The following is a 24,928-nucleotide window of genomic DNA, read 5'->3' as shown; positions in this document are numbered from 1 at the left end:
AAATGGCGAGGGGGATCCGCATCGGGGTCATCGGCTGCGGCTTCTACGCACAGAACCACCTGCATGCGTGGAAAGACCTTGTCGGCGAAGGCGCCGTGCTTGCCGCGGTCTGTGATGTCGATCCAGGCAAGGCACAAGCAGCCGGTCGAACTTTCGGCGTTACTTCCTACACGGACGCCGCAACCATGCTCGCGAACGAGCGGCTCGATGCCGTCGACATCGTAACCCGCCACGACACGCACCGGGCGCTTTGCGAGTTGGCGATAGGCAAAGGCGTCGCCGCCATAGTGCAAAAGCCCTTTGCTCCAACCTGGGAGGATTGCGTCGCCATCGTCGACACAGCCGAAAAGGCTGGGGTGTGGCTGGCGGTGCATGAAAATTTCCGCTTCCAGACTCCAATGCGGCATGTGCGCCGCGTCATTGACAGTGGCGCCATCGGCAGGCCGAGTTGGGCCCGGATAATGTTTCGCACCGGCTTCGATGTTTATCGCACGCAACCTTATTTCTATGACGAGGAACGTTTGGCGATCGCCGATGTGGGCATCCACGTGCTCGACCTCGCACGTTTCTTCCTGGGCGAAGTCGAACGCATCTCCTGTGAAACGCAGCGCCGCAATCCCAAGGTGCGGGCCGAGGACACAGCCACGATGCTTCTGCGCCATCGCAGCGGCGCCGTCAGCGTCGTCGAGTGCACATATGAGGCGAGACGCGACCCCGATCCGTTCCCCGAAACGCTGGTGGAGATCGAAGGCGACAATGGGTCGATCATCGTTCTTCAGGGCTCGCGCATGCGGGTTACCAGCAATGGAGCAACGACCGAGGAAGACATTGGCTCTCCGCTGCGCTCATGGACCAGCGATCGCTGGCACGTCGCCCAGGAGGGCGCGTTCGTTGCCTGCCGCCATTTTCTCGGTTGTCTCCGGCGGGGTGTGCCCGCCGAGACCTCGGGAAGTGACAATCTCAGGACATACGCACTGGTTGACGCCGCATACCGCGCGGCAGAAGAACACCGGGCGATTGTTCCGGCGCAGCGGAAGGCAAGCGCCGCCGCCGTCTCAAGTGACCGGAGGGCGCTATGACATCGGGTCCGAACAAGGCGTCGAAAGGTGCAAAGGAAGGCTTGGACGCCACTGCCTTTGCGATCACCGTTGCGTTCGAATTGCTTGAAGGGGCATTCTCAGAATTCCATCGGCTGGTCGCCGAGAATGCAGCTCTTTCCGTAAAGCTGGAGCCGGACTGCCTGCGCTTCGATGTGCTGACACCAGCGGATGCGGCAAGTCCAAGGCAGGTCTTCCTCTATGAAATCTATAAGGATCGCGCGGCCTTCGATCTCCATCTTGGCTCGGAGCATTTCCGACAGTTCGATCAACGCTCGCGCGAACTCGTGATCAGAAAGACCGTGCTCGCCTATTCCGTGCAGGAAAACGCCAAGATCAGGGAACCGATGTGAGCGGGCAAGCCGCCACCCTCGACCTGTTCGGCACCGACGAGCCGGTTGCCGAGCGCCGGACGCTCACCGCCGGACCGCTGACCGCGATCCTCGAAGACGGCAATCTGCGTACGATCTCCTTCGCCGGCGTCGAAGTGGTGCGCGCGATAAACTACCTGGCGCGCGATGCCTCATGGGGAACCTACAAGGCCGAACTCACGAACCTCACGATAGAGCAAGACCAGGGGGCGTTCGAGGTCGCCTATGATGGGCTCTGCGCCGGGCCGCAGGGCAGCTTCTCCTATCGGATGAAAATAACAGGCAAAGCGTCCGGCGCGCTGACTTTGGAGGCGGAAGGGGTCGCGCTCAGCGACTTCCCGACCAATCGCACCGGTTTCGTCGTGCTGCATCCCTCGGAGGCCGCGGGCGGACGGCTGATTATCCGACATAGCGACGGGCGGATCGAGGAGACAGTCTTTCCCGATGCGATCAGCCCCGACCAGCCGGCCTTCGACATCAACGCGCTGACGCATGAGCCGGCACCCGGCATCACCTGCACCGTCGCCATGGAAGGCGATGCCTTCGAGATGGAAGACCAGCGCAACTGGACCGACGCCTCGTTCAAGACCTATGTGCGTCCATTGTCGAAGCCACGGCCCTATGTCATCGCCAAGCGAGCAAAAGACATCCAGCGCATCACGGTTTCCATCGAGACCAAGGCCTTGATGAGCCGACCTGAAATCGCCGGAACCGCCACCCTGACGCTTGGCGGGCCAGTCGGGCGGATGCCGTCCATGGCCTTGTTCGTCGATCCCGACGATCTGCCATCAGCGCTGGCTGGCGCGGCGCTGCTCGGTGCCGCGCAGGATGTCATCATTCGTTTCGACAGCGCACGCGGCCATGACGCGGATGTGTTGCGCAAGGCCGCCAGCCTTGCCGCCGCGACAGGCGCGCGCCTCGCGATCGAGGTAATCCTGGACGCCGTCGATCCCGGCATTGAAGCGAAGGCGGTTGCCGACGCGATCCGATCGTCGGAAATCAAACCTGGCGCCGTGCTGGTTTCGCCACGACGCGAGTTCAAGACACGATCCTCGAATTCGGTGCCTCCGGGCGAGCGGCCGATCAGCGAACTGGTGACTGCGCTCCGGGCGAGCGGGATCGCCGCCGCCATCGGCGCCGGCACGCCGTCGCTATTCACCGAGTTCAATCGCAATCCGCCGACGGGCGAGGCCGATTTCGTCTTCTTCGGCAACGCCGCCATCGTGCACGCGGCCGACGATCTGTCGGTCATGGAGACGCTGAGCGTCTATCCCTCCGTCATCGCCACGGCGCGACGCCTGTGCCCGGGAAAGCCGATCTGGCTCGGACCCTGCACGATCGGCATGCGCCACAATCCCTACGGACAGAGCGTGGCTCCAAATCCTGCCCGTGTGCGAATGCCCGCTGCAGGCGAGGACCCCCGGCACGGCGCGTTATTCGGAGCGGCTTTTGCTGTCGGCGTCGCGGCACAGGCTTCTGCAGCGGGCGTCGATCATCTTGCAATCGCGTCCCCGACTGGTTGGTTCGGCTTGCTCGGTCCGACGGGAATTCGTCGTCCTATCCAGGCGGTGCACGCTGAACTGGCGGCAGCAGCTGGAGCTGAGCGTTATCAGATTTCGGTCGACCACGCAGGCGTAGCCGCCATAGGATATCGTCGTGAGGACGATGTCCGTGTCCTTGCTGCAAATCTGACGCCGTCAGCGGTGAACCTCTCACTTCCATCAGGCGCACGGCCGGTTGCCATTATCGGCGAGACTGCCAACCGGATGACGACTGCTTTTCACGATAAACCCACCTTGGGACCATATCGGTCAATGGTTCTTCAATGCCAGTGATCAGGGGTGATGCCTATCGGGTAGACCTGAACCATTTTCGTTCATTGGGAAACGATTCTCTGGTCATTTTGCCGGTAGTCACAATGTTACAAAAAGGTTACTAAGCAATTGAAATTATTCATGTAAGAGAGGGTTCAACCCTCTTTCGAAGCACCAGCCAAATCTCAAAATCTCAGTATGCCGACTGCATCCAAGCCACTGACCGCCCCCGCAAGCAAATGTCATCTGGTGGCAATGGCATCATCGAGATGCGATGTGCCAATATCGGCATTGGCCCTGGTTGCCCGCTCACGATACAAGGTGGCGATTCCCACGGCAGTTGTCTTTCACGCTGGAGCCCATCATGACCATACTCACGCGCCGCGGGCTTTTGAAAACTGCGGCGATTGCCGGAGCGAGTGGGGTCGGGCTCTCCACTATAGGCAAGTTTGCCGGCTGGGCCGCTGCCAAGCCCGAGCCGGTGATACTGCAGACAGCCAGGATCCAGGCGAAGCTGATGGATGTCGGCCAGACCAGAAATGTGCTGACTTATGGCAACGCTGGGATGCCTCCAGTGCTCAGAATGAAAAAAGGCGAGCCCTTCGCCGCGCGCCTCGTCAACGCCATCGACGACCCGACGACGATCCATTGGCACGGCGTTCGCGTTCCAAACAAGATGGATGGCGTCCCATTTCTGGTCCAGCCCTATGTCTATACCGGCGATCATTTCGATTACGCCTTCACCCCGCCCGACGCCGGCACGTTCTGGTATCATCCGCATTGCAATACGCTGACCCAGATGGGCCACGGCCTGACAGGCGTGATCGTGGTCGAGAATCCGGGCGATCCCAAATTCGATTCCGAGGTCGTGATAAATCTGCGTGACTGGCGGCTCGGCGACGACGGTCAGTTCATCGACCAGTTCCGGCCGCGCGATGCCGCGAAAACCGGCACCTACGGCACGGTGCGCACCGCCAATTGGCAGGATCAGCCGCAATATGACGCGCCGGCCGGAGGGCTGGTGCGGCTCAGGGCCGCCATCACCGACGTCACGCGGATCTATGCCTTTCGTGTCGAGGGCGCCGAGGCGGCAGTCATAGCGCTTGACGGCAATCCCGTGCCGCAGCGCTTTGCACCCGATGCCTTGCTGCTTGGACCTGGCCAGCGCATCGAACTCGCCATACGCATGCCCGACGAAGAAGGGGCAATCGTGAGCCTGCGGGACGTCAGGGGCACCAGGCCCAAAGTGCTGGCGACATTGCGCGCGACGGGAAGCTCTCTCAAACGAGATATTCGCGACCTTCCACCGCTTGAGGTCAATCCGGTGCAAGAGGTGGATCTCACCGCGGCCAGGCATATTTCACTGGCGCTCAGCGCCACGGCGGAAAACATCCCGAGCGACAGTATCTGCGGTTCGCTCGGCTACAGCTTCTGGGCCATCAACAAGGTGCCGTGGTCTGGCGATACGCCGGATCCAACCGCGCCATTGGCAGAATTGAAGCTCGGCGGAAGCTATGTCATCGATATGGAAAACCTGACGCCGCAATCGCATCCGATGCATTTGCACGGCATGAGCTTCAAGGTGCTATCGTCCTCGACGCGCCAGGTTCAGCCGATGATTTCCGACACCTATCTCATGCAACCCAACGAAAAGGTTCAGCTCGGTTTCGTTGCCGACAATCCCGGCGACTGGCTGCTGCACTGCCATGTCATCGAGCACCAGAAATCGGGAATGACGAGCTATATCAGAGTGGTTTGAAGTCTCGCCCGGCCAGCAGCATTGGCTTCAAGGACTCAAGCGTTTGGGTGAGACGAGCGTTTGGGAATTGCATTGATCGGCGAGAAATTGCCGCCGTCGGCCTGTTTTGTTGGCAAACAGGGACCATTCCCTGCTATTGCCGCCTGCAAATCAAGAAGCATGGACGCCTGCGCATGACCAATGTCGCCCTGACCGGGCTTGCCCGCGATCTCGCCAAGCGCGCCAGTGAAGGCCGCCCGGTGCGCATCGGCGTCATCGGCTCGGGCGAAATGGGCACCGATCTGGTGACGCAAGGCATGCTGATGCCGGGCATTTCGATCTCGGCCATTTCGACGCGGCGACCGCACACTGCTCGCGACGCAATCCGCATCGCCTATGGCGACGAGGCGATGGCCGTCGAAGCGGACGCCGTTTCGAAAGTCACCGAAGCGATCGAGAACGGCAAGATCGCCATCACCTCGAACGAGATGCTGGTCACCAATCCGCTGATCGACGTCGTCATCGACGCCACGGGAAAACCTGGCGTCGCCGCCGATTTCGACCTGAAGGCGATGGAGCACGGCAAGCATCTGGTGATGATGAATGTCGAGGCCGACGTCACCATCGGCTGCTATTTGAAGCAGCAGGCCGACCGGCTCGGTGTCGTCTATTCGGTCGGCGCCGGCGACGAGCCGTCGAGCTGCATGGAACTGATCGAGTTCGCCGCGGCACTCGGCTACACCATCGTCTCGGCCGGCAAGGGCAAGAACAATCCGCTCAACCACGACGCCGTGCCCGACGATTATCGCGAGGAAGCGCTGCGCCGCAACATGAACCCGCGCATGCTGGTCGAGTTCGTCGACGGCTCGAAAACCATGGTCGAAATGTGCGCCATCGCCAACGCCACCGGGCTGGTGCCTGATATTGCCGGCATGCACGGCCCCAAGGCCGACCGCGACGAACTGGCCAAGGTGCTGATCCCGCGCGCCGATGGCGGCATCCTGTCGAGGAAGGGCGTCGTCGACTACACGATCGGCAAGGGCGTGGCGCCCGGCGTCTTCGTCATCGTCGAGGCGACGCATCCGCGTATCATCGAGCGCATGGATGATCTCCATATCGGCCACGGTCCCTATTACAGCTTCTTCCGGCCCTATCATTTGACCTCACTGGAAGTGCCGCTGACCGCCGCGCGCATCGCACTGTATGGCAAGGCGGACATGGTGCCGCTGCCGAAGCCGGTCGCGGAAGTCTGCGCGGTGGCCAAGCGCGACCTTGCCGCCGGAGAGACTTTCGACGCCATAGGCGAGACCTGCTACCGCTCCTGGACCATGACCGTCGAAGAAGCCCGCGCCAATCGCGCTGTGCCCGTTGGCCTGCTCGAAGGCGGCAAGGTGCTGAAACCGGTCAGGAAGGGTGAATTGCTGACGGCGGACAATGCCGCGCCTGACCGGACGACCAGGCTGTTCGCCTTGCGCCGGCTGCAGGATGAGATGCTGTATGGGGATTGACGCCGTCGAGAGCGGGAGCTGTCGGAGCTTTTGGCCTAGCGCGCTGGTATTGTCATGACAAATCTCTATATTGTAGTGACAACGAAAGCGGAGGCCGTCACATGAATCTTCAGATTAGGGACCCGCGCGCACGCCAATTGGCGCGAGAGCTTGCTGCCAAACGCAAGATTTCGATGACCGAGGCGGTCATCGAAGCGCTTGAATCCGAATTGAAGCGGGAAAGCGGGCGCATTCCACTGGCCGAGCGGCTGGCTCTTATTGCCAAAGACTTCAAGGCCAGAGCGGGCCAGGGCGGTCGGGCTGTGACGAGGGATGAGATCGATGAAATGTGGGGGCATTCCTGATGTTCGTAGACACCTCCGTGGTTGTCGCGATTCTTTCAGGAGAGGAGGATGCCGTCGAGTGGAGCAACCGCATCGAGGCAGCGCCCGCAAGGATAACTTCGGCGCTGGTGGTGCTTGAAGCGGCGATGCGGCTTTCAACGATGCTTGCCGTCCAGCCGGGTGTCGCCGGAGACGTGATAGACGCGTTTCTTCGCGAGGCTGAAATCGAAATCGTGCCGATCGACGCCGGCGACGCCAAGCTCGCGATCCAGGCGTTCTCAGACTACGGAAAGGGGCGCGGACTCCCCGCCCAGCTCAATCTTGCCGACTGTCTCTCTTATGCCTGCGCGAAAAACCGCAGCATGTCGTTGCTCTACAAGGGCAACGACTTTTCGCGGACCGATCTCGCTTAACCTACTTTCCCAGTTCAACCGACCTTAGCCGCGCTGCCTCAACAGCCTCTGTCAGCAGGTTTGCCAGCCGCTCCTCGCCCATCAGCACCGCAAGTGCCGCGGCCGTCGTGCCATTGGGGCTGGTCACCTGCTGGCGCAGCACGCCCGGTTCCTCGCTGCTTTCGGCGGCGAGCGAGGCGGCGCCATGGACCGTCTGCATGGCCAGCAGCTTGGCGGTCGCCGTCGGCAGCCCGGCCTTCTCGGCGGCCACGGTCAGCGCTTCGATGAAATGGAAGACGTAGGCCGGGCCGGATCCGGACACGGCCGTCACCGCATCCATCAGGCTTTCGTCGTCGATGTCGGCCACCTCGCCGCTCGCCGAAAGCAGGTCGGCGACGAAACGTTTGGTATCGTCCGAAACAAGCCTGTTGGAAAACACCACCATCATGCCCTTGCCGATCGCAGCAGGCGTGTTGGGCATGCAGCGGATGATCGGCGCGCGATTGCCCAGAATGGCCTCGAAAGTAGCGACCGGGGTTCCGGCGGCGATACTGACGAAGGTGGTGCGGCCGTCGTCAAAACGCTTGTAGGCGGCGGTCACGTCGCGGATCACTTGCGGTTTCACGGCAATGACGACAAGCGCCGGCACTGCATCCGCCGGAATGCCGCCGGCGTCCGCCGCCGCGCCGCAGCCGAGCGCTTCGGCGCGCTTGCGCAATTCGGCATTGGGTTCGACCACGAACACCGCCGCCGGTGCCAGCTTGCCGGACTTCAGCCAGCCAGACAGCATGGCGTAACCCATATTGCCGCAGCCGGCGAGAACAAGCCTGATCGTCATGGAAACCTCCGCTGGAGAATGATCCCGGAAACCGGATCCGGTTCCTGAAAGGAGCGGCTCTCCATAGACGCTCGCGAGGATGCGGGAAAGCCGGTAGTGGGTCAGTTTGAAATTCCGCCCCGATCACAATAGGCGCTTTCTCCTACGCTCTGTCTGGAAATAGGCGGAAGCGCATGCCATCTTCAAGCTATGACCGATAAGCACCCAAAGCGCCCGCGCGACCCGAACCAGTTGGCAAGGTCGATTGTCGATCTGGCGACAGGCGAGACCGAAGATAAGAAGCCGCTCGCCAGTGCCCGCAAGGGCGGCCTTAAGGGTGGCAAGGCTCGCGCGAAAACACTGACACCAGAGCAAAGGTCAGAAATTGCGACCGTTGCCGCACAAGCTCGCTGGAAAAAGGGCGGCTAGGCCGCCCCATCCTCTTCGTCCGAAGCCTTCCGCCATTCAACGTCCAGACTGAAATCAAGCTCTGCTTCAATCGGCTCTTCGTTGGGGTTGGACGCGGCCCAATGATCGAGATCAAAGCTAAGCTGCACCAATTCGCCAACCACATGCTCGCGGCGACGATTGGTGGAGCGAACCATCTGAGCCCGCGAAGCGTCTTCAATATCAATCCAGAAGAATAAGGTCTCTCCGCCCTGCGGTACGGGCAGCGAGTGATACGCGCGATATGGGCGTCCTGTCGTCCTATCAACGCGCATTTCTTCGCGAGCCGCTTGGCTAATCTGCTGCACAAGCAATTTCTTAGGGTCCGCAGGGGTCGGAAGAGTTACCCCATTTGCCAGTGCAAAATCCGCGATTTTAGAAGGGTCCATTTCCGTCTCTCCGGTCTTTACCCGGTAGAGAGCAATCAATTTTTGAAGTGTCTTTGGGCCGGCCATTGTTGATTTGTTCCTATGGTTCGATTGGATGGATATCGCCCCAACCATCCGTTTCGGCTGTTGGGATAACGTACTCACGAACACTCGCCAGATGTTGGCGGAACTTGTGGTATTGCTCAGTTCTTCGTTGAAGCTGACCAGCGACAATGCCGGGGTGGACTTTCATTGTTCGAGCAAAGCCAATGAGGTCACGCTCAGAAAAGTAAGGCGCCTTTCGCTTAATGAAGGCGTCCATCATTTTTGACGGAATACAAAACTCGGCGGCGGCAGCATTTGCGACCATCTCTTGCTGAGCTACCGTTGTTTCCAGCTCCACATGGACATCGCCACCAAGGTCAACGTCCAGCATTGCTCCACCGTTCATGCCGTCACGATTCTTGACGTGCTCTAACTCATGCCGCAGGACGAAAATGAAGTTGTCGATGCGGTCAAATCTGAGTGTCATTCCGACAACCGGAGATCGTTCGTTGAGCCAAAGGCATACACCGTCAATTTTGCCACCGGGCAGCCCTTCAACCACTACAAACCTAATACCGGCTTCAGCGAGGATGCGCGGAACACGCCGCATATGCTCAGGATGGCCCAAAAGGGGCTTTATGTTCGCGATGGCGGTTTCGACGGCTTTTGTCGAGTAGGTCCCGACCAGCATTCCTTCTGCAATGGACTTCACCCTGTAGAGCCAAGCCATTTGTGCTGGCGTTGCCTCAATACTGGTTTGAGTTTTCCGCGCGGCGTGCGGCATAATCTCGGCGTCCTCCAAGCGATTGACCCCAAAAAATCGGCGTAGTTCACGCTCAACATTTTCGGTATCGCGGATGCCTTCTGCTTGGATCCAGCCGCGCTCAATCATTTTTGCTACGGGAAGGTCTCCATATATTTTGGCGCGGTTTGCTCGCCCCGGATCGGGGCGGGCTTCAATCCTGGCTTTGGCTAGATCGTATTGGTGCTGAAGCTCTAGGAAGCGCTCGGCATCAACTGCAAAAACCTCTTCCAACGCGAGAGCCATCTCCGCGCTGACGCGGCTTTGCCCGGAAATCAATTTGTTGATGCTCGTTTCGCCCTTATCCAAAATGACGGCAAGCGAACGCTGCGACCAACCCCTTTCGTTCAAGAGCGCTTCAATCAATTGGCCCGGTGTCCTGTATTCCATGCTTTGCCCCTGTGCCCCCGCACTCTGATTCCGTCTTATAGGCCAACCCGCGCAAAATCGCAAACTGACCTTTATGCTTGACTATGCATCGGAAAAGCGTATTGTCGATCCATGAACAAGCTCGACACCGCGACCCGTTCCAAAATCCTCCACCTCTTGGTCGAGGGCCAATCGATCCGCGCCATCACCCGCGTCATGGGCATGAGCAAGAACACCGTCGCCAAACTCCTTTCGGATGCTGGCGCGGCGTGTGCGGCCTATCAGGACGAAGCCCTTCGCAACCTGACCAGCAAGCGCATTCAGGTAGACGAAATCTGGAGCTTCACCTATGCCAAGGAAAAGAACGTGCGGGCCGACAAGGCCGCCCCGGAATGTGCCGGCGATACCTGGACTTGGACGGCCATTGATGCCGACACCAAGCTTGTCATGTCTTGGCTGGTCGGCGGTCGCGATAGCGAATACGCGATGGCCTTCATTGACGATCTTTCGCGCCGCCTCGCCAATCGCGTCCAGCTGACCAGCGACGGCCACAGGGCTTACCTTGAAGCGGTGGAGGGCGCTTTCGGCGGCGACGTTGATTACGCCATGCTGGTCAAGATTTACGGCACGTCGCCGGACAGCGCCAAGGGCCGTTACAGCCCTGCCGAATGCACTGGTGCGCGGAAAGAACGGATCGAAGGCAACCCAGACATCAAGCATGTCAGCACGTCATTTGCCGAACGCCAAAACTTCACCATGCGGATGCATATGCGCCGCTTCACGCGCCTGACCAACGGCTTCTCAAAGAAGGTGGAAGCCCACGCCAACGCGGTCGCGCTCCACTTCATGTATTACAATTTCGTCCGCATCCATAAGACGTTGCGCGTTACGCCGGCTATGGCCGCTGGCGTTACTGACAAGCTTTGGGAAATCGCGGATATTGTGGCGCTTATCGAAGCGAAGGAAGCCGAAAGGCCGGCAACTCGCGGACCTTACAAGAAGCGGACCAATGATGTCTGAGAGTTCTAAAAAATGGGTGGCCTTAATGTCAAAGCTTGACAGGTCGCCATTGAAAGAACCCGTACCGTGCCCTTTCTGCGAGGCAACTCTCGCTGTTTATGATGTGCCAATCGGTAACAAAGGAAGGTTCGAGAGGTGGTTACACTGCCCTGAATGCAACCAAGGCACTCAAATTCTCTACCCCGAAAATTCAAACTGACCCACTACCGGAAAGCCCTTCGATTGGGGCGAATCAGGACTGGAGACGAACCGCGAGCGGCCGCAGCGACACTTGCCTGAGGCCAAGGACACCAAAGACGAAAAACATCCAGACCGGGTCGGCGCGGTGGAAGAAGAAGCTTTCGAGGAAGGCGTTCAACGCGGTGAACAGCACCACCATCATGAAGAAGTCGCTGAGATAGATGTTCTCCTTGCGCAGGGGAATGCGCATGTAGTCGCGCAGCGGCACGATGAGGAAAGTATAGACCGCCACGCACAGCGCCGGGATGCCCATCAGCACGGCGATGTCGAGATAGCCGTCATGGCCGTGCACGATGGTTCTGATGTCCCAGGGCCGGTCGAAGGGCTGGTCCTGGTTCAGGAGCAGCGGCGTGCCCCAGAAGCTCTCATAGCCATAACCGGTCCACGGTCGCTTCGCCAGCATGTCGCCGGCGAACTCCCACAGCGTCGTGCGTCCGGTGAAGGTCAGGTCCGGGAAATAGATCGACGCCAGATGTTTCACCGGCGGCAGGAAGACGATGCCGAGCGTTCCCACTGCCGTGGCGATGATCGCCAGACCAAACAGGATCGGTGTGCCGAGCCGCATGCCGATGAGGCTCGGCAAGACGACGATCAGGATTGAAAAGGGAACCAGTCCGGCGGTCGTCTTGGACCCCGTGTGGAACATGAAGAACATGGCCGCGCAAAAGATTGCCGCGCCCCATAGCCGCTGCCCGCGCCGATAGAGATACAGGCCGGCGAAGCTGAAGCAGGCCATGATCGGCCCTGCGATGTTCTTGTGGGTGAAGACGCCGCGCCACAGGCCGGCATGTTCGGGCTCCTGCGAATCGGCGGTGTGCAGGGCCTCGTGCGGAAAGACGATGAGCCCGATGTAGGACAGCCCCATGACGACGACGATGGTGAAGATGATGACTTTCGAGAACGCCTCGGCGTCGCGCGGAAGCGCCAGGATCGTCGCCATCGTCATGATGCCGATCAGCGTGAAGAAAGCAGCGCGCATCGCCGACGGCGGATCGGTCGCCATCACCACCGACAGCATGAAGAAACCCAGCATCAACAGCCAGGACGGGCTGAGCAGCGAACGCACCACGCGGGGGTCGGCGAATGTCATGAGCGAGAAGATCGAGATCGCGCCAAGCGAGCCGAAGCCGAGCTGGTTGACGATGTCGCCGCCGTCGCCGGTCAGTTCGGCGCCGGCCGGCTGGAAAGGCCGGAACGATACCAGGATGACGGTGAACAGCAGCGCGGCGATCGCCGTGGCGACGCCGTCGCGCGTGAAGGCAGCGCTGAGCGGCGCGCGCTCAGTTCTTCTCAGGCTGCCGGTACTGCTCATTGGCATATCCGAATTCGGCAAGCACGCGGCCCAGCGCTACATGGAGGGGATAAAGGGCAATCGCCAGCGATCGCGTCCGCGCCAGCCTGATCGCGCCGCGAAACGGCGAGGCGGCAAGCAGCGCCAGGCTCTTCAGGAAGACCTTGGCGCCGGCGAATGGCGTGCCGGCCCGCTTCTTTTTCTCGACCAGTGTCGAGATGACGCCGTTGCGCAGGCTGCGGGCACGGATCCAGTCGGCCTCGACGCGCCGGGCCGGCACGCTTTCCTTGACCCTCGCCTCGGCGCACCAGCCGAGCACGAAGCCTCTTTGCGCGGCGCGGCTCAGGAAATCGGAATCACCGCCGCCCATGAAGTTGAATTTCAGGTCGAGGAAGGGCGGGCCCATGGCGGTGAGCACGTTGCGACCCACCAGGAGATTGCCCGACGAATAGAGCGCGGGCACACGCCCGGTCTCCCGGTAGGGCGGCGCAAAGACCGGGTGCGTAGCCCATCTCGCATGCGCCGCCTCGGCAAAGTCGGGCACTTGCGGGCCGCCGACAATGTCGGCTCGAAGCGTCTCGGCCGCCTTGCACATCCGCTCCAGCCACTGCGGGTCGGCGATCTCGTCGTCGTCGATGACCAGGAGGTGCCTGAAAGCAGGAAAATGCAGGATCGCCGTCTGCCAGCCGGCATTGTAGGCGCTGCAATTGCCGCGCTCATGCGCGACGATCACCATGCCTGACATCTCGCCGCGCTCGAACAACGGCAGCGCCGCCCTGGCGCCCTCGCGCGCTTCCGCTTCATTCTCCATGACGATCACGGCGAAGCGTCTGCCGGTTTCCTGGACCTTGAGCGATGCCAGCGTCGCTAGCAGCTGTTGCGGCCGTTTGAAGGTCGGCAGCGTGACGACGGCTTCGACGGCCTCCACGGCAAGTTTCGGAGACCGCCCCGCGATCGATACCGAACCGTCCGATGGCGAAGGGATCATCCGTATCCAGCCCAGAAGTGAGTTTGGCCCTCGATAGCACCGCGATGATAACGTTTCGTTAATCACCTTTCGTGGACGGGCGGGCAAAACCCGTGGCCTTCAACCCTCGATTGTTGCCGCTTAATCAACGCTTCACCCCGCTTTGCTAGCTGCATCGGACAGGATAGGTGAGATGCATCTGCTGTTCGCCACATCGATCGTGCCCGACGGTGCTCTTGCCTCGGGCTACGAGATTGCCAACGCCGCGATCATCGCTGCTTTGCGGCGCGCCGGTGCGCGCGTCACCGTGATCGGCTTCACCTGGCCGGGCAAGCCGGCGAGCGATCCGCAAAACACCATCGTGCTCGGCGCCGTCGATGTCCGCACTGAAAGTGCATCATCGCTACAAAAGCTCGCCTGGGTTGCAAGGGCGATGCTTTCCGGCCTTACTTTCGCGTCGGTCAAGCTGCGCGTCGTTTCCGACAGCGAGGTCCGTGCCGCCATCGAGCGCGCCGGGCCCTTCGACGGCTATGTCCTGAATTCGGTGCAGTTCGCCGGCGCCTTCGAAAAACTCTTCGACGACCGGCCGTCGATCTTCGTCGCCCACAATGTCGAGCATAGTTCGGCTGAGGAGAACGCTGCGGCCGCGGGCAGTATTTTCCAGCGCCTGTTGTTTCGCCGCGAAGCGAAGCTGCTCGAGACGGTGGAAGAACGGCTCTGCCGCCGCGCGCGCTTCGTCTTCACCCTGGCTGAGGAAGATCGCGCGGCACTCGGCGTCGCTTCCGACGACCGCTCGGCAGTGCTGCCTCTGGTGACGTTCAGTGAGGCGCCGAAGCAAAGGGGCAAGCGCCGCATCGACTGCGACGCGGCGCTGATCGGCACCTGGACCTGGCAGCCGAACCGCATTGGCCTGGACTGGTTCCTGAAAAAAGTAGTGCCGCATCTCAAACCCGATTTTCGGATCAGGATCGCCGGCAATATGCCGTCGGGCGTCACCTCGAAACATCCGGGCGTCGAATTCGTCGGCCGTGTGCCCGACGCGCAGGCTTTCGTGCGCGCCGCCGCTGTCATCCCGCTGATCAGCACGGCCGGTAGCGGCGTCCAGCTCAAGACCATCGAGACCTTCGAGCTCGGCCTGCCTTCCGTCGCCACCAGCCATTCGCTGCGCGGCATCGACCATCGTCCGGACAATTGCGTCGTCACCGACGATCCGCTTGCCTTTGCCGCCGCGCTCGAAGCCGCGGCCGCCGACGTCAGGGATGTCGATGGCAGCGCCTTCCATCGCCGGCAGGTGAAAGCGCTCGATGCCGCGATCAGGCTTGGCCTGGAGAAGCTCAACCCCGTCAGGCAGGAGGCGTTTGCGTGAACATGCATTCTGCCCAGACCGCCTTTGGGGTCGACAGTTTGAAGACGATCCTGGGCATATCGGTGCTCGCCATCCGTTGGGACGAGGCGGTCGCCCTGCTGACACGGTTGATCGCGGAGCGGCGCTTCACCAAGGTAAGCTTTCTCAATGCCCACAACGCCAACATCGCCAGTGTGGATCCGGTCTTTGCCGAAGCGCTCGACGATTTTCTGATCCTGCCCGACGGCGTCGGCGTCGACATGGCGGCGAAACTGCTCTACGGCGCGCCGTTTCCCGACAATCTCAACGGCACCGATTTCGTCCCGGCTTTTTTGCAGGCATCCACCAGGCCGCTCACCGTGGGACTGCTCGGCGCCACGCGCGTCAATGCCGAGGCTGCATCGACAAAACTAGCCGCGCTGGCGGTGCAGCACAGATTCGTCGTCATTCACGATGGCTATTTCCCGCCAGCCGAAGAGCCGGCGATCATTGATCGGATCGCCAGATTGCATCCGGACGTTCTGCTCGTCGCCATGGGCGTGCCGCGCCAGGAATTGTGGATCGCCCGCCACATCGATGCGCGCCATTGCACATTGCCGATCGCCGTCGGCGCGCTGCTCGATTTCCTCAGCGGCACGGTGCCGCGGGCGCCGCTATGGATGCGCCGGCTCAGGCTCGAATGGCTGTTTCGGCTGTGGATCGAACCGGGTCGCCTCTGGCGCCGCTACGTCGTCGGCAACCCTGTGTTCCTGTTGCGCGTCATTCGTCAGAAATTGTTTGGCAAGCCCGAACCTGCCGGAGCAAGCCCCGGAGCAGGCCATTGAACAACAGGTTCGTGCCCGGCGCCGACATCGAGCCCGATCTCCTTCGCCAGATCCCAGCGGCGGCGGTGGTGACGGCCAGCTACGCGCCGGACTTCGAACGTTGCCGCCTGTTGTGCGAGACCCTCGACCGCCACGTCTCCGGCGTGGCGCAGCATTACATCCTTGTCGAGCATCGCGACGTGGCGCTGTTTCGCCAGCTGGAGAACAGCCGCCGGACCATTGTGGACGAGCGGGAACTCCTGCCGCGCTGGCTGCGCGCGTTCGACGATCCACTCAGCCTGTTTCGCCGGCGCATCTGGCTCAGCCCAAGGACGATGCCGCTGCGCGGCTGGCATGTGCAGCAGCTTCGCCGCATCGCGATAGCGGCGCATGCGCGCGAGGACGTGCTGATCTTCTGCGACTCCGACGTGGCCTTCCTCAAGCCTTTCGACACAAACGCCTTCTGGCGCGATGGCAAGGTGCGCCTGTTCCGCCGTGACGAGGCGCTTTCCAGCGAAGGCCATGAGGAGCATCGCATCTGGTCGCGTAATGCAGGCTTGGCGCTCGGCATCGAGGCATCCTCGACGCACGACTATATCTCGACGCTGATCGCTTGGCGCCGCGAAACCGTGACGGCCATGTGCGCCCGCATCGAGAAGGTGCATGCGCGCGGCTGGGTCGAGGTCGTCGGTTCGGCGCGCAAATTTTCCGAATGCATGATCTACGGCCGCTATGTCGACGACGTGCTCGACGGCGCCGGCCATTTCCACGGTTCGGAGGAATTCTGCCGCGTCCACTGGACAGGCGAAGCGCTGTCGGATGACGAGTTCCGCCGCTTCGTCGCCGCCATGGCGCCGGAACAGGTGGCCATCGGCATGCAGTCCTTCATCGGCACCGACATCGGCCGCATCCGCCGCCTGATCGGGCTCGATTAGGCCTTGGGTCAAATCCGATCACCTGAAAGACGGGGTTGATCCGTTGGCGACCTTCGTTCCCCGTACTGCATATGACCGCTTAGCGCCTCATCTCGGTCAGGCGCGTGTCGCTCACGGACGAACGCGGATGATCGTCTTCCCCGAGCGCCGCTCGGTCGGGTTGAAGGCGGAAACGGCATCGTCGAGGGTGGAGATGTTGCTGATGTTCGTCCGCAGTCGTCCGTCCCGCACCCGCTGGACGATCTCATTCAGTTGTGAACGATCGGACTCGACAACGAAGTCGATCGCTAGGCCATTGGCGGGCCGCGCGTCGGGCGGCCCGACGACGGTCACCAGTGTCCCTCCGGCTCGAATCAGGCCCGAGGACCGTTTCTGGATGTCGCCGCCGATGACATCGAACACCAGATCGACGCCGCCAACGTCTTCCAGTGCGTCGTTCTCGAGGTCGACGAACTCGTTCGCGCCGAAGTCGAGCGCCTTCAGACGGTCGGCAGCGCGTCCGGTGCCAATGACATAGGCGCCGGCCTGTCGTGCGAGTTGCGTCACCATCGACCCGACCGCGCCGGCCGCACCATGCGCGAGGACGCTCTGCCCGGCCTGAAGGCGGCCATGGTCGAACAGACCCTGCCACGCAGTGAGGCCCGAGATCGGCAAACTAGCGCCTACCGCGAAGTCGACGTCGCCCGGCAGCGGCGCGAGGTTACGTGCCTCGACGACCACATACTCCGCCAGGGTGCCGTCGCGATACCAATCGGTGAGGCCGAACACCCGCTGACCCACCGACAGTCCCGTCGTACCGTAGCCGAGGGCGGTGACCACTCCGGCCAGCTCGTGCCCGGGGATCGATGGCGTCCGGTCACGGTCGACGCGATCGGTCCAGGTCGAGGGCCACGTCAGCTCGGTCGGGACGAATCCCGACGCATGAACCTGAACGACGACGTCGTTTATCGCTGCCTGTGGCTCGGGGCGCTCCGCCAGCTTCATCCCGGCCGTTCCCGCAGCCTGATCCGTTACTGCGATTGCCTTCATCGGAGTTGTCTCCTTGGTCATCTGTCACGTGGCGTGGTCGGTACATATGTCCGGCTCTGGTCATGAAACAGGACCAAGATTGGCGGGAATGATGGTACCATCGCGCCATGACCACTGTGTCCATCCATCTCGACCGCGCCGCAAGGATGCCGCTGGCGACGCAGATCTACCGGGCGGTCCGGGACGCCATCGAGACGGGGCGGCTAGACCCGGGAGCAAAGCTTCCTTCCTGGCGTGACATGGCTGCTCAGCTCGGCGTCTCGCGCGGCACCGTACGCGTCGCGTACCAGCGCCTCATCGACGAGCAGTTCGCGGTCGGCGCGGGGGCGGCGGGCACTCGCGTCGCTGAGGGCCCGTCGCCTTCATCGGCGCCCCTGTGGCCGCCAGACGTGCCGCCCCTGCCGGAGCTGTTCCATACTTATGGAACGCCGCCTCTGCCCTTCCAGATGGGCGTACCTTCGCAAGACGCCTTTCCGTTCAAGCTGTGGTCGCGCGTCTTCGCGCGAGCGGCGCGGCGGGCAGCGGCCTTGCCGGTCAGCTATCCCGATCCCCGGGGTGATCCGCAGCTGCGAAAGGAGATCGCGGCCTATGTCGGGATCGCGCGGGGTCTTCGGTGTAGTCCCGCCCAGGTGTTCATCGCGGCAGGCTATTCCGGGGCGATCGGTCTGGCGGTGCGCGCTTTGCAGGTCGAGGGATCGCGAGCCTTGATCGAGGATCCGAGCTTCCCGATCACACGCAAAGCGCTCGATCTGGCCAGCATCACCGTGACGGCCGTTCCGGTCGACGCTGAAGGCTTGGATGTCGCTTCCGGCGTCCGGAGGGCTCAGGACGCAGCGCTGGCGATCGTCACGCCAGGGCAACATGCGCCGCTCGGGATGACGATGTCGCTGAGCCGCAGGCTAGCGTTGCTCGCTTGGGCTCGGCGGAGCGACGCCTGGATCATCGAGGACGATTATCTGAGCGAGCTGCAGCTGACCGGCCGGGCGGCTCCAGCGCTCGCTTCGCTCGATCACGGTGGACGGGTCCTCCATATTGGCAGCTTCAGCAAGACGATCAGCCCAGTTCTGCGCCTTGGGTTCGTCGTTGCGCCTATCGAACTGACTGGCCGGTTCGGTGACGTATGCGCCTGTCTGGCGCCGGCTCCGGCCCTGGCGCTCCAAGGCTCGGTGGCCGAGTTCCTGCGCGAGGGGCACTATATTCGGCATTTGCGGCGCATGAAGCGCCTCTACGCGTCTCGGCGGCAGGCCCTGCTCGAGGGCCTCGCACAGGTCGGGTCGGAGTCGCTGAAAGTCGAAGCCACCGCCGGCTTGGCGGTCATTGTCTCGACAAAAGCCTCTCTGTCGGACGTAGAGATCGCCCGCCGCGCCCGCTCGTTCGGCTTGGCTCCGTCGCCACTCTCTCAATGGTGCGTCCGATCACAGCCGTGGCAGGGGCTCCTGCTCGGCGTGACCAACTTGGATACACGTCGGCTTGCACAGTATTGCCGACAGCTTGCGGAAGCGGCGGCGCAATAGCGCCACTTGCGCTCAGCGATCCTTGAAGGGGACACGGCCTTGTCCACAAGCCACCTATAGCAGTCATTCCGCCGGAACAGTCAAAAGGACCGTTAGGCCGAGCTTCAGAACCTTGGTCCGCCGGGCTGAACGTCCGCAATGTTTCTTCAAACGCCAAAGCCGACCATCTGCAGTCTGCCCAACTCAGTCAGTCCGCCGCGAAAGTGTCTATGATGGCTCGTGGCGTTCCTTGCCCGTTCCGATGGACAACAGGTGCGACAACACTCCACCCATCCCGGCCATTGGCGGCAGCCCGCTAGCTGAATTTTACCCTAGATCGCCTTCGCCGGTCTGCGCATCGCCGAATAGGTCAGCAGCATGGAGGCGAGATAGAGCAGCAGGAAGACGATGTTGAGCGACAGCACCAGATTGGGCGTGTCGGCAATCGTGGTCAGCACATAGGTCAAAAGCACTGCCTTCAGCCCGGCAAGCAGGCCGAGGTTGAGCGCCCTGACCGCTGTCTGGCCGCGTGCGAACAGAAGCTCGGCCTGGTATTCGACCAGATTGCGCAATCCCGGCACCAAGATCGCCAGCGCCACCAGGGGGGCCGCCTCCGCGACATTCTTGCCCAGTGCGTTGGGGAAGAAATGCAGCACGATGCCGAGCGCCGCCAGCGCCAGCGTCGAGACCAGGAAGACGCCGCCTTCGATGCCGCTCTTGACCGCGAGGCGCGACAGCATTTCCGGCGCCCGCATCATGCGCTGCGCCAGCATCATCGAGAAGGTGCGGATCGGAATCGCCGTCAGGTCGACCAACCGCATGATGATGGCATAGATGCCGGCCAGATGCGGCCCGCCGATCGCCAGCACCAGCAACTTGTCGAATTCCATCTGCAGGTAGAACAGCACCTCGGCGCCGGCCACATAGATGGAATCGGCGAGCCGCCTGAGATAAAGTTCCAGCCTGAGCCGCAGCCTCTGGCGCGGATAGAAGAATCCGAAAGCGACGAGCAGCGAGGCGGCATTGGCGCCGATATAATACCAGGACCAGACACCTATGGTCCGCTGCGCTGCGAGCATGAACAGCACGGCGCCGACCGCTCGCAGGGCTGTCGCCAGGATCGTCAGCAAGGCGGCGCGGCCGAATTTGCCGAGGCCGTTGTTGACGATCAGCGCCACTTCGACCGGCCGCCACAGAAGTGCTTCGGCAAACACGATCGCCGCGAAGACCGACAGCGGCACGGTGCCGGCAAAGAAGATCAGGTAGACGCCGTAGGAGGCTGCGGCCAGCAGCGGCAGCGATATGACGCCAAGCAGCAGGAAGCCGGCGGTGAAGGTGCCGATGAGGTTGGGGCGAATGGTGGCGGTGCGATAGAGCGCCGAGATAAAGCCGAAGGCCAGGATGCGCGACAGCATCACGCCGGCCGCCGAGGCGGTGGCGAACATGCCGAACTCGGCGATGGACAGCGTGTTGGCCAGCGCGATGAAATAGGCCAGCGAAAACACCAGCCGCCCGCCCGCGCCGCTGATCGCCGAGAGATAGTCGCGAACCAGCCCCCGTCGTTCGGTCACAAAAGCGCCGATCCGGGCGAGGGGCCGCCTTTGCGGTATGTCACTGGTCTCGGTCATGCGTCGCAAAAGCATAGATTGCAAAGCTTAACGTGCCGTTCGGCAGCCTCTGGATGTGTCAAGAATATGCACAACCTTTGCGAGAAATTTCATCCTCTGCCTTTCGAAATTAACCTTTTGTTTCCTATGCCAGTTTAGCGTGGCTTAACGATTTGCAGCCGCTCCCAAGCCGCCAAGGGCAAGCTCCGAGACAATGGTCGACAGGGAAAACCGTGAGGATTGGAGGCGCGAGCGCTCCCTGCTGGCGCTCGGCCGGGCCGTGCGCGGCGAGGACGACGCTTCGCTGGTCTCGATCGGCGATCGTGCGGACCCGTCATGGCGCGAGGACGCCGCGACACGCCATCAGCTCGCCCGCTCGCGCCGCGAGGCGCGACTGAACCCTTTGCTGGCCGCCGAGACGGCACAATTCGAGGCCGATCCCATTTCGGCTGCCGAGACGCCGCATGACGCCGACGAGGCTGCCGGAGATAGCTATACATACAACCGGCGGCCGGCCCCTGCCGCTCCCGAGCCTCGATATGCGAGTGAAGAGCAACCACCTTCACGCGACGAAACCGTCAGGGGCGGCTACACTCAAGCCCGGCAGCCGGAACCGCCGGCCGAGGCGCCCCCCGTTGCCGCATCCGAGCCTCGATACGCGACTGAGGAACAACCGCCTTCACGCGACCAAGCCGTCAGAGGCGGCGGCCACACTCAAGCCTGGCAGCCGGAACGACCGGTCACCGCGGATGTTTCCCAGGCCCGCCGTCCGCCTGCCGCTCCCGAGCCTCGATATGCGAGCAAGGAGCAACGGCCTTCCCGAGAGGATGCCGACGCATGGAAGCCGCTGATCGATCCGATGCAGGTCGTACGCGGCATTGCCCGGTCGAAGATGCTGATCGTTGCCATGACGGTACTGGGCGCCGCGCTTGGCGTCGCGGTCGCGCTCTCGACACCGAAGAAATACGAAGCCACCACCGAACTGATCGTCGACCCGCGCGACCTGAAGCTCACCGACCGCGACCTCACCCAATCGGTGGTCGCGTCCGACGCGACGCTGGCCATCGTCGAAAACCAGGTTCGCGTGCTTACCTCCGGCACGGTTCTCAACAAGGTTGTCGACAAGCTCAATCTCGTCAACGACCCGGAGTTCAATGGGCAAGAATCCGGCGGCCTGGGCGTCATGTCGTTGATCCGGTCTATCCTGGCGCGCAATGACGGGCCGGGCGCCGCCGACGAAGTCCGCCGCCGGGCGCTGGCGGTCAGCAATCTGGCCGAAAGCCTTTCGGTCGAGCGCGGCGGCAAGACCTTCGTCATCTCCGTCAGCGCCACCACGCAAAATGGCGAGAAGTCGGCCCTCATCGCCAACACGATGACGGATGTCTTCCTGCAGACCTTCGGCCAGATCCAGTCCGAAACCGCCGGCCGCGCGACCGACGAGCTGACGGCCAGGCTCGATGAACTGCGCAAGGGCGTGGAAACGGCCGAGCGCAAGGTCGAGGATTTCAGGGCGACGCACGATCTGGTCGACGCGCAAGGCCATTTGATCAGCGACGACGAGATGCTCAAGCTCAACGAGCAGCTTTCCATCGCCCGCGCCCGCACGCTGGAACTCAATGCTCGTGCGGCGTCCGCGCGTTCGACCGACGTGAACTCGGTTCTGAGCGGCACCTTGCCCGAGGAGATCAACTCCAACACGATGAGCGAACTGCGCTCGCAATATGCGACGCTCAAACAGGAGGCCGATCGCGCCGCGATCCGGCTCGGGCCGCGCCACCCCGAACTCCAGGCGCTCAGTGCCCAGCTTGCCGGGTCGCGCGACCGCATCGCCGCCGAACTGCGCCGCATCGCTTCCTCGCTGCAGGTCGACCTGAAGCGCGCTGTGCAGCTCGAGCAGGATCTCGCCTCCCGCCTGGCGCAGTTGAAGGTCCGCAGCGGCGACGTCAACAGCGACCTGGTCTCCTTGCGCGAACTCGAGCGCGAAGCCGCCGCCAAGCGCTCCGTCTATGAACAATACCTTCTGCGCGCCAAGGAAACCGGCGAGCAGAAGGACATCAACACCGCCAACATCAACGTGATCTCCAAGGCCTTTGCTCCGCTCGAACCGAACGGCCCCTCGCGCGCCGTGATGGTGCTGGCTGGGTTGCTGGGAGGGCTTGCCTCCGGTATCGGTCTCGGCGCTATGCGCGGCGCCTATGAGAGCCTGCGCGAAACCGCCAATTCGCGCTCGCGCCGCAGGGCCGACGAGCGCCCGACACACTTTGAGGACAAGGCATACCAGGCCGCGCCCCCGACAGTCCCGCCGGCCGAGGCCGTTGGCACGCAACGTTCGGGTCCGGTCGGCGCGTTGCTGTCGGCGGTGCGCAAGATTATGCCCGGTAAGGCGGCAAGCGAAAAAGGGACATCAAGCGAACAAACTGCGCGTTCCAGGAATCCCATCTCCCCCGCTGTCGCCGAGAGCGAGAAGCCAATGGAGGAACATCCCGTCTATCCGTCCCCCTACTACCCGCCCGAGACGGCGTCTGCAGGTCACCCGCAGCCCCAACAAGGCGCCTATGCTCCGTATCCGCAGCCGCCTCTACCCCATCAGATGATGCAGCAGCAGGCCGTCTATCCGGCCCCGCCCATGCAACCATACCCCTCTGCGCAACAGCCGGTGGGCTATCCCTGGCAGATGCAGCCGCCGCCAGCCGGCTACTATCCCTATCCGCCGGCTATGATGCCTTATCCGGGGCAGGGGCCTTATCCGCAGCAGCCCGCGCCGCCAGCCTATCCTCAGGCCCCGCTGGAGGAGACCCGTCACGCTTCGGACGCCGATGAACAGCAAAGCTCGGTCGACGAAATCCGCGCCAGCCTGCGTGAATTCCGCGAAGCGGTTCGCGAACTCACCGAGAACCGCTCGCGCCGCCGCTATTTCTGAACCCTGAATAAACACCGCCGGTTTCGAGTTAGCGGCATCAGACGGCGCTTTGGCGGGATTGCCCGGTCGATTTTTCGTGAAAATGCCGCGCTGCATGGTACCCAGAAGCTTGCCCTCGGACCGCGAGAGCAAGCAGGGCAACGACCTGCATGGGACAAGATCCGAAGCGCGCCGCATGAATCCTTTTAGACGCGACGTGCTTTGGGCGGAACGGTGTTGAAGGTGGTTCATGGCAGAAGTGATTGACGGCAAAAGCGTTGCCGCGGATGTGGTGCGGCGGGTCAAGGAGTTGACCGCCGAACTGGTGGCAAAGGGCACGCGCCAGCCCGGTCTCGCCGTGGTCATCGTCGGCGAGGATCCGGCTAGCCAGGTCTACGTCGCCTCCAAATCCCGCACCGCCAAGGAATGCGGCTTTCATTCGCTCCAGCACACGCTGCCGGCCGACACCTCCGAGCAGGAATTGCTTGCTGTCATCGGCGAACTCAACGCCGATCCGGCCATCAACGGCATCCTGGTACAGCTGCCGCTTCCCCGCCATGTCGACGCCGGCAAGGTCATCCAGACCATCGCACCGGAAAAGGACGTCGACGGCTTCCATTTCATCAATGTCGGCAAGCTCGGCACCGGCGAACTCGTGACCGCCTTTGTTCCCTGCACGCCGGCCGGCTCGATGCTGCTGATCGAACGGGTTCGCGGCAAGGATCTGTCCGGGCTCAACGCCGTCGTCGTCGGCCGCTCCAACATCGTCGGCAAGCCGATGGCCAACCTTCTGCTTGCCGCCAACTGCACCGTCACCATCGCGCACAGCCGTACCAGGGATTTGCCGGCGCTCGCCCGCACCGCCGACATCCTGGTGGCCGCTGTTGGGCGCCCGGAAATGGTCAAGGGCGACTGGGTCAAGCCGGGCGCCACCGTCATCGATGTCGGTATCAACCGCATCGCGGCGCCCGAAAGAGGTGAGGGCAAGACCCGCCTCGTCGGCGACGTCGCCTATGCCGAGGCGGCGAAGACAGCCGGCGCCATCACGCCAGTGCCGGGCGGCGTCGGGCCGATGACCATTGCCATGCTGATGGCCAACACGCTAGCTTCCGCCTATCTCGCGGCCGGATTGAAACGGCCGTCGTTCTAGTTCATCGGGTCCGAACCCTGGAAAGTCGCAGCTTTGCCGAATCTCACCGCTCCTGTTG

At 62.4% G+C, this 24,928-nt stretch carries 22 protein-coding genes; 15 read left to right on the top strand and 7 right to left on the bottom strand.

From position 1 onward, the window contains the following. Positions 1–2 precede the first annotated feature (2 nt). The 7 genes from CN311_RS21660 (at position 3) to CN311_RS21630 (ending at position 7,264) form a co-directional block, all read left to right on the top strand. The gene (locus CN311_RS21660; RefSeq protein WP_097575746.1) at positions 3–1,079 is read left to right on the top strand and encodes a Gfo/Idh/MocA family protein; all 1,077 of its coding nucleotides are present in this window, start codon (positions 3–5) and stop codon (positions 1,077–1,079) included. Further along, positions 1,076–1,450, top strand: a complete 375-nt coding sequence (locus CN311_RS21655) for a putative quinol monooxygenase (RefSeq protein ID WP_097575745.1) — start codon at positions 1,076–1,078, stop codon at positions 1,448–1,450. The genes CN311_RS21660 and CN311_RS21655 overlap by 4 nt, the downstream gene beginning before the upstream one ends. Next, positions 1,447–3,303: a D-apionate lactonase family protein gene (locus tag CN311_RS21650; RefSeq protein ID WP_097575744.1), complete on the top strand. Its 1,857-nt coding sequence runs from the start codon at positions 1,447–1,449 to the stop codon at positions 3,301–3,303. The genes CN311_RS21655 and CN311_RS21650 overlap by 4 nt, the downstream gene beginning before the upstream one ends. Positions 3,304–3,646: 343 nt before the next feature. Further along, positions 3,647–5,041, top strand: coding sequence for a multicopper oxidase family protein (locus CN311_RS21645; protein ID WP_097575743.1), 1,395 nt, complete (start codon positions 3,647–3,649; stop codon positions 5,039–5,041). Between the two features lie 173 nt (positions 5,042–5,214). After that, entirely contained in the window at positions 5,215–6,528 is a 1,314-nt protein-coding gene (locus tag CN311_RS21640) for an NAD(P)H-dependent oxidoreductase (RefSeq protein ID WP_097575742.1), read from the top strand. Positions 6,529–6,629: 101 nt separating this feature from the next. Then, positions 6,630–6,872 (top strand): type II toxin-antitoxin system VapB family antitoxin, encoded by a 243-nt coding sequence (locus CN311_RS21635; RefSeq protein WP_097575741.1) that lies wholly within the window; start codon positions 6,630–6,632, stop codon positions 6,870–6,872. Next, entirely contained in the window at positions 6,872–7,264 is a 393-nt protein-coding gene (locus tag CN311_RS21630; RefSeq protein WP_097575740.1) for a type II toxin-antitoxin system VapC family toxin, read from the top strand. Before CN311_RS21635 ends, CN311_RS21630 begins: the two co-directional genes overlap by 1 nt. Position 7,265: 1 nt before the next feature. Here CN311_RS21630 and proC read toward each other — a convergent pair whose 3' ends face one another. Next, on the bottom strand, positions 7,266–8,081 hold the full coding sequence (gene proC, locus CN311_RS21625; RefSeq protein WP_097575739.1) for a pyrroline-5-carboxylate reductase: 816 nt from the start codon (positions 8,079–8,081) through the stop codon (positions 7,266–7,268). Positions 8,082–8,270: 189 nt separating this feature from the next. Here proC and CN311_RS21620 point away from each other — a divergent pair, with 189 nt between their 5' ends. Continuing rightward, positions 8,271–8,489: a histone H1 gene (locus CN311_RS21620; protein ID WP_097575738.1), complete on the top strand. Its 219-nt coding sequence runs from the start codon at positions 8,271–8,273 to the stop codon at positions 8,487–8,489. On the opposite strand, the gene CN311_RS21615 is transcribed toward CN311_RS21620, so the two are convergent. Further along, entirely contained in the window at positions 8,486–8,962 is a 477-nt protein-coding gene (locus tag CN311_RS21615; protein ID WP_097575737.1) for a hypothetical protein, read from the bottom strand. The genes CN311_RS21620 and CN311_RS21615 overlap by 4 nt on opposite strands. 13 nt (positions 8,963–8,975) lie before the next feature. Beyond that, complete coding sequence (locus CN311_RS21610; protein ID WP_097575736.1) at positions 8,976–10,112, bottom strand: HigA family addiction module antitoxin; 1,137 nt, start codon at positions 10,110–10,112, stop codon at positions 8,976–8,978. A 111-nt stretch (positions 10,113–10,223) separates the two neighbouring features. Here CN311_RS21610 and CN311_RS21605 point away from each other — a divergent pair, with 111 nt between their 5' ends. Further along, positions 10,224–11,111, top strand: coding sequence for a DDE-type integrase/transposase/recombinase (locus CN311_RS21605; protein WP_097575735.1), 888 nt, complete (start codon positions 10,224–10,226; stop codon positions 11,109–11,111). 232 nt (positions 11,112–11,343) lie between these two features. On the opposite strand, the gene CN311_RS21600 is transcribed toward CN311_RS21605, so the two are convergent. Next, positions 11,344–12,663 carry an O-antigen ligase family protein gene (locus CN311_RS21600; protein WP_097575734.1) on the bottom strand — a complete coding sequence of 440 codons (1,320 nt, stop codon included), beginning with the start codon at positions 12,661–12,663 and terminating at the stop codon, positions 11,344–11,346. After that, positions 12,632–13,630 (bottom strand): glycosyltransferase family 2 protein, encoded by a 999-nt coding sequence (locus CN311_RS21595; protein WP_097575733.1) that lies wholly within the window; start codon positions 13,628–13,630, stop codon positions 12,632–12,634. The genes CN311_RS21600 and CN311_RS21595 overlap by 32 nt, the downstream gene beginning before the upstream one ends. 172 nt (positions 13,631–13,802) lie before the next feature. Here CN311_RS21595 and CN311_RS21590 point away from each other — a divergent pair, with 172 nt between their 5' ends. The 3 genes from CN311_RS21590 to CN311_RS21580 are packed head-to-tail and all read left to right on the top strand — an operon-like array spanning position 13,803 to position 16,692. After that, a complete protein-coding gene (locus tag CN311_RS21590) occupies positions 13,803–14,975 on the top strand; it encodes a glycosyltransferase (RefSeq protein WP_097575732.1) in 1,173 nt (390 codons plus the stop codon). After that, entirely contained in the window at positions 14,972–15,778 is an 807-nt protein-coding gene (locus CN311_RS21585) for a WecB/TagA/CpsF family glycosyltransferase (protein ID WP_097575731.1), read from the top strand. Before CN311_RS21590 ends, CN311_RS21585 begins: the two co-directional genes overlap by 4 nt. Beyond that, positions 15,775–16,692 carry a DUF6492 family protein gene (locus CN311_RS21580; protein WP_097575730.1) on the top strand — a complete coding sequence of 306 codons (918 nt, stop codon included), beginning with the start codon at positions 15,775–15,777 and terminating at the stop codon, positions 16,690–16,692. Before CN311_RS21585 ends, CN311_RS21580 begins: the two co-directional genes overlap by 4 nt. A 111-nt stretch (positions 16,693–16,803) precedes the next feature. Here CN311_RS21580 and CN311_RS21575 read toward each other — a convergent pair whose 3' ends face one another. Next, positions 16,804–17,721 (bottom strand): NADP-dependent oxidoreductase, encoded by a 918-nt coding sequence (locus CN311_RS21575; RefSeq protein WP_097575762.1) that lies wholly within the window; start codon positions 17,719–17,721, stop codon positions 16,804–16,806. A 107-nt stretch (positions 17,722–17,828) separates the two neighbouring features. Between CN311_RS21575 and pdxR the strand changes: the two genes are divergently transcribed. Then, positions 17,829–19,235 (top strand): MocR-like pyridoxine biosynthesis transcription factor PdxR, encoded by a 1,407-nt coding sequence (gene pdxR / locus CN311_RS21570; RefSeq protein ID WP_097575729.1) that lies wholly within the window; start codon positions 17,829–17,831, stop codon positions 19,233–19,235. Between the two features lie 311 nt (positions 19,236–19,546). On the opposite strand, the gene CN311_RS21565 is transcribed toward pdxR, so the two are convergent. Further along, positions 19,547–20,842 (bottom strand): lipopolysaccharide biosynthesis protein, encoded by a 1,296-nt coding sequence (locus tag CN311_RS21565; RefSeq protein ID WP_097575728.1) that lies wholly within the window; start codon positions 20,840–20,842, stop codon positions 19,547–19,549. A 193-nt stretch (positions 20,843–21,035) separates the two neighbouring features. Here CN311_RS21565 and CN311_RS21560 point away from each other — a divergent pair, with 193 nt between their 5' ends. Both CN311_RS21560 and folD read left to right on the top strand, forming a co-directional pair. Beyond that, on the top strand, positions 21,036–23,741 hold the full coding sequence (locus tag CN311_RS21560; protein WP_097575727.1) for a Wzz/FepE/Etk N-terminal domain-containing protein: 2,706 nt from the start codon (positions 21,036–21,038) through the stop codon (positions 23,739–23,741). 229 nt (positions 23,742–23,970) lie between these two features. Next, a complete protein-coding gene (gene folD, locus CN311_RS21555) occupies positions 23,971–24,870 on the top strand; it encodes a bifunctional methylenetetrahydrofolate dehydrogenase/methenyltetrahydrofolate cyclohydrolase FolD (protein WP_097575726.1) in 900 nt (299 codons plus the stop codon). The last annotated feature ends 58 nt before the right edge of the window (positions 24,871–24,928 follow it).

The sequence above is a fragment of the Mesorhizobium sanjuanii genome (assembly GCF_002529485.1).
Classification (GTDB): Bacteria; Pseudomonadota; Alphaproteobacteria; order Rhizobiales; family Rhizobiaceae; genus Mesorhizobium; species Mesorhizobium sanjuanii.
This window is presented reverse-complemented; position numbering and strand designations above follow the sequence as displayed.

Coding starts and splice junctions, on each gene's coding strand:
- CN311_RS21660 (WP_097575746.1), top strand. CDS start 3: ATGGCGAGGGGGATCCGCATCGGGGTCATCGGCTGCGGCTTCTACGCA.
- folD (WP_097575726.1), top strand. CDS start 23,971: ATGGCAGAAGTGATTGACGGCAAAAGCGTTGCCGCGGATGTGGTGCGG.
- CN311_RS21655 (WP_097575745.1), top strand. CDS start 1,076: ATGACATCGGGTCCGAACAAGGCGTCGAAAGGTGCAAAGGAAGGCTTG.
- CN311_RS21640 (WP_097575742.1), top strand. CDS start 5,215: ATGACCAATGTCGCCCTGACCGGGCTTGCCCGCGATCTCGCCAAGCGC.
- CN311_RS21600 (WP_097575734.1), bottom strand. CDS start 12,663: ATGAGCAGTACCGGCAGCCTGAGAAGAACTGAGCGCGCGCCGCTCAGC.
- CN311_RS21630 (WP_097575740.1), top strand. CDS start 6,872: ATGTTCGTAGACACCTCCGTGGTTGTCGCGATTCTTTCAGGAGAGGAG.
- CN311_RS21615 (WP_097575737.1), bottom strand. CDS start 8,962: ATGGCCGGCCCAAAGACACTTCAAAAATTGATTGCTCTCTACCGGGTA.
- CN311_RS21610 (WP_097575736.1), bottom strand. CDS start 10,112: ATGGAATACAGGACACCGGGCCAATTGATTGAAGCGCTCTTGAACGAA.
- proC (WP_097575739.1), bottom strand. CDS start 8,081: ATGACGATCAGGCTTGTTCTCGCCGGCTGCGGCAATATGGGTTACGCC.
- CN311_RS21635 (WP_097575741.1), top strand. CDS start 6,630: ATGAATCTTCAGATTAGGGACCCGCGCGCACGCCAATTGGCGCGAGAG.
- CN311_RS21560 (WP_097575727.1), top strand. CDS start 21,036: ATGGTCGACAGGGAAAACCGTGAGGATTGGAGGCGCGAGCGCTCCCTG.
- CN311_RS21620 (WP_097575738.1), top strand. CDS start 8,271: ATGACCGATAAGCACCCAAAGCGCCCGCGCGACCCGAACCAGTTGGCA.
- CN311_RS21645 (WP_097575743.1), top strand. CDS start 3,647: ATGACCATACTCACGCGCCGCGGGCTTTTGAAAACTGCGGCGATTGCC.
- CN311_RS21590 (WP_097575732.1), top strand. CDS start 13,803: ATGCATCTGCTGTTCGCCACATCGATCGTGCCCGACGGTGCTCTTGCC.
- pdxR (WP_097575729.1), top strand. CDS start 17,829: ATGACCACTGTGTCCATCCATCTCGACCGCGCCGCAAGGATGCCGCTG.
- CN311_RS21565 (WP_097575728.1), bottom strand. CDS start 20,842: ATGACCGAGACCAGTGACATACCGCAAAGGCGGCCCCTCGCCCGGATC.
- CN311_RS21595 (WP_097575733.1), bottom strand. CDS start 13,630: ATGATCCCTTCGCCATCGGACGGTTCGGTATCGATCGCGGGGCGGTCT.
- CN311_RS21605 (WP_097575735.1), top strand. CDS start 10,224: ATGAACAAGCTCGACACCGCGACCCGTTCCAAAATCCTCCACCTCTTG.
- CN311_RS21575 (WP_097575762.1), bottom strand. CDS start 17,721: ATGAAGGCAATCGCAGTAACGGATCAGGCTGCGGGAACGGCCGGGATG.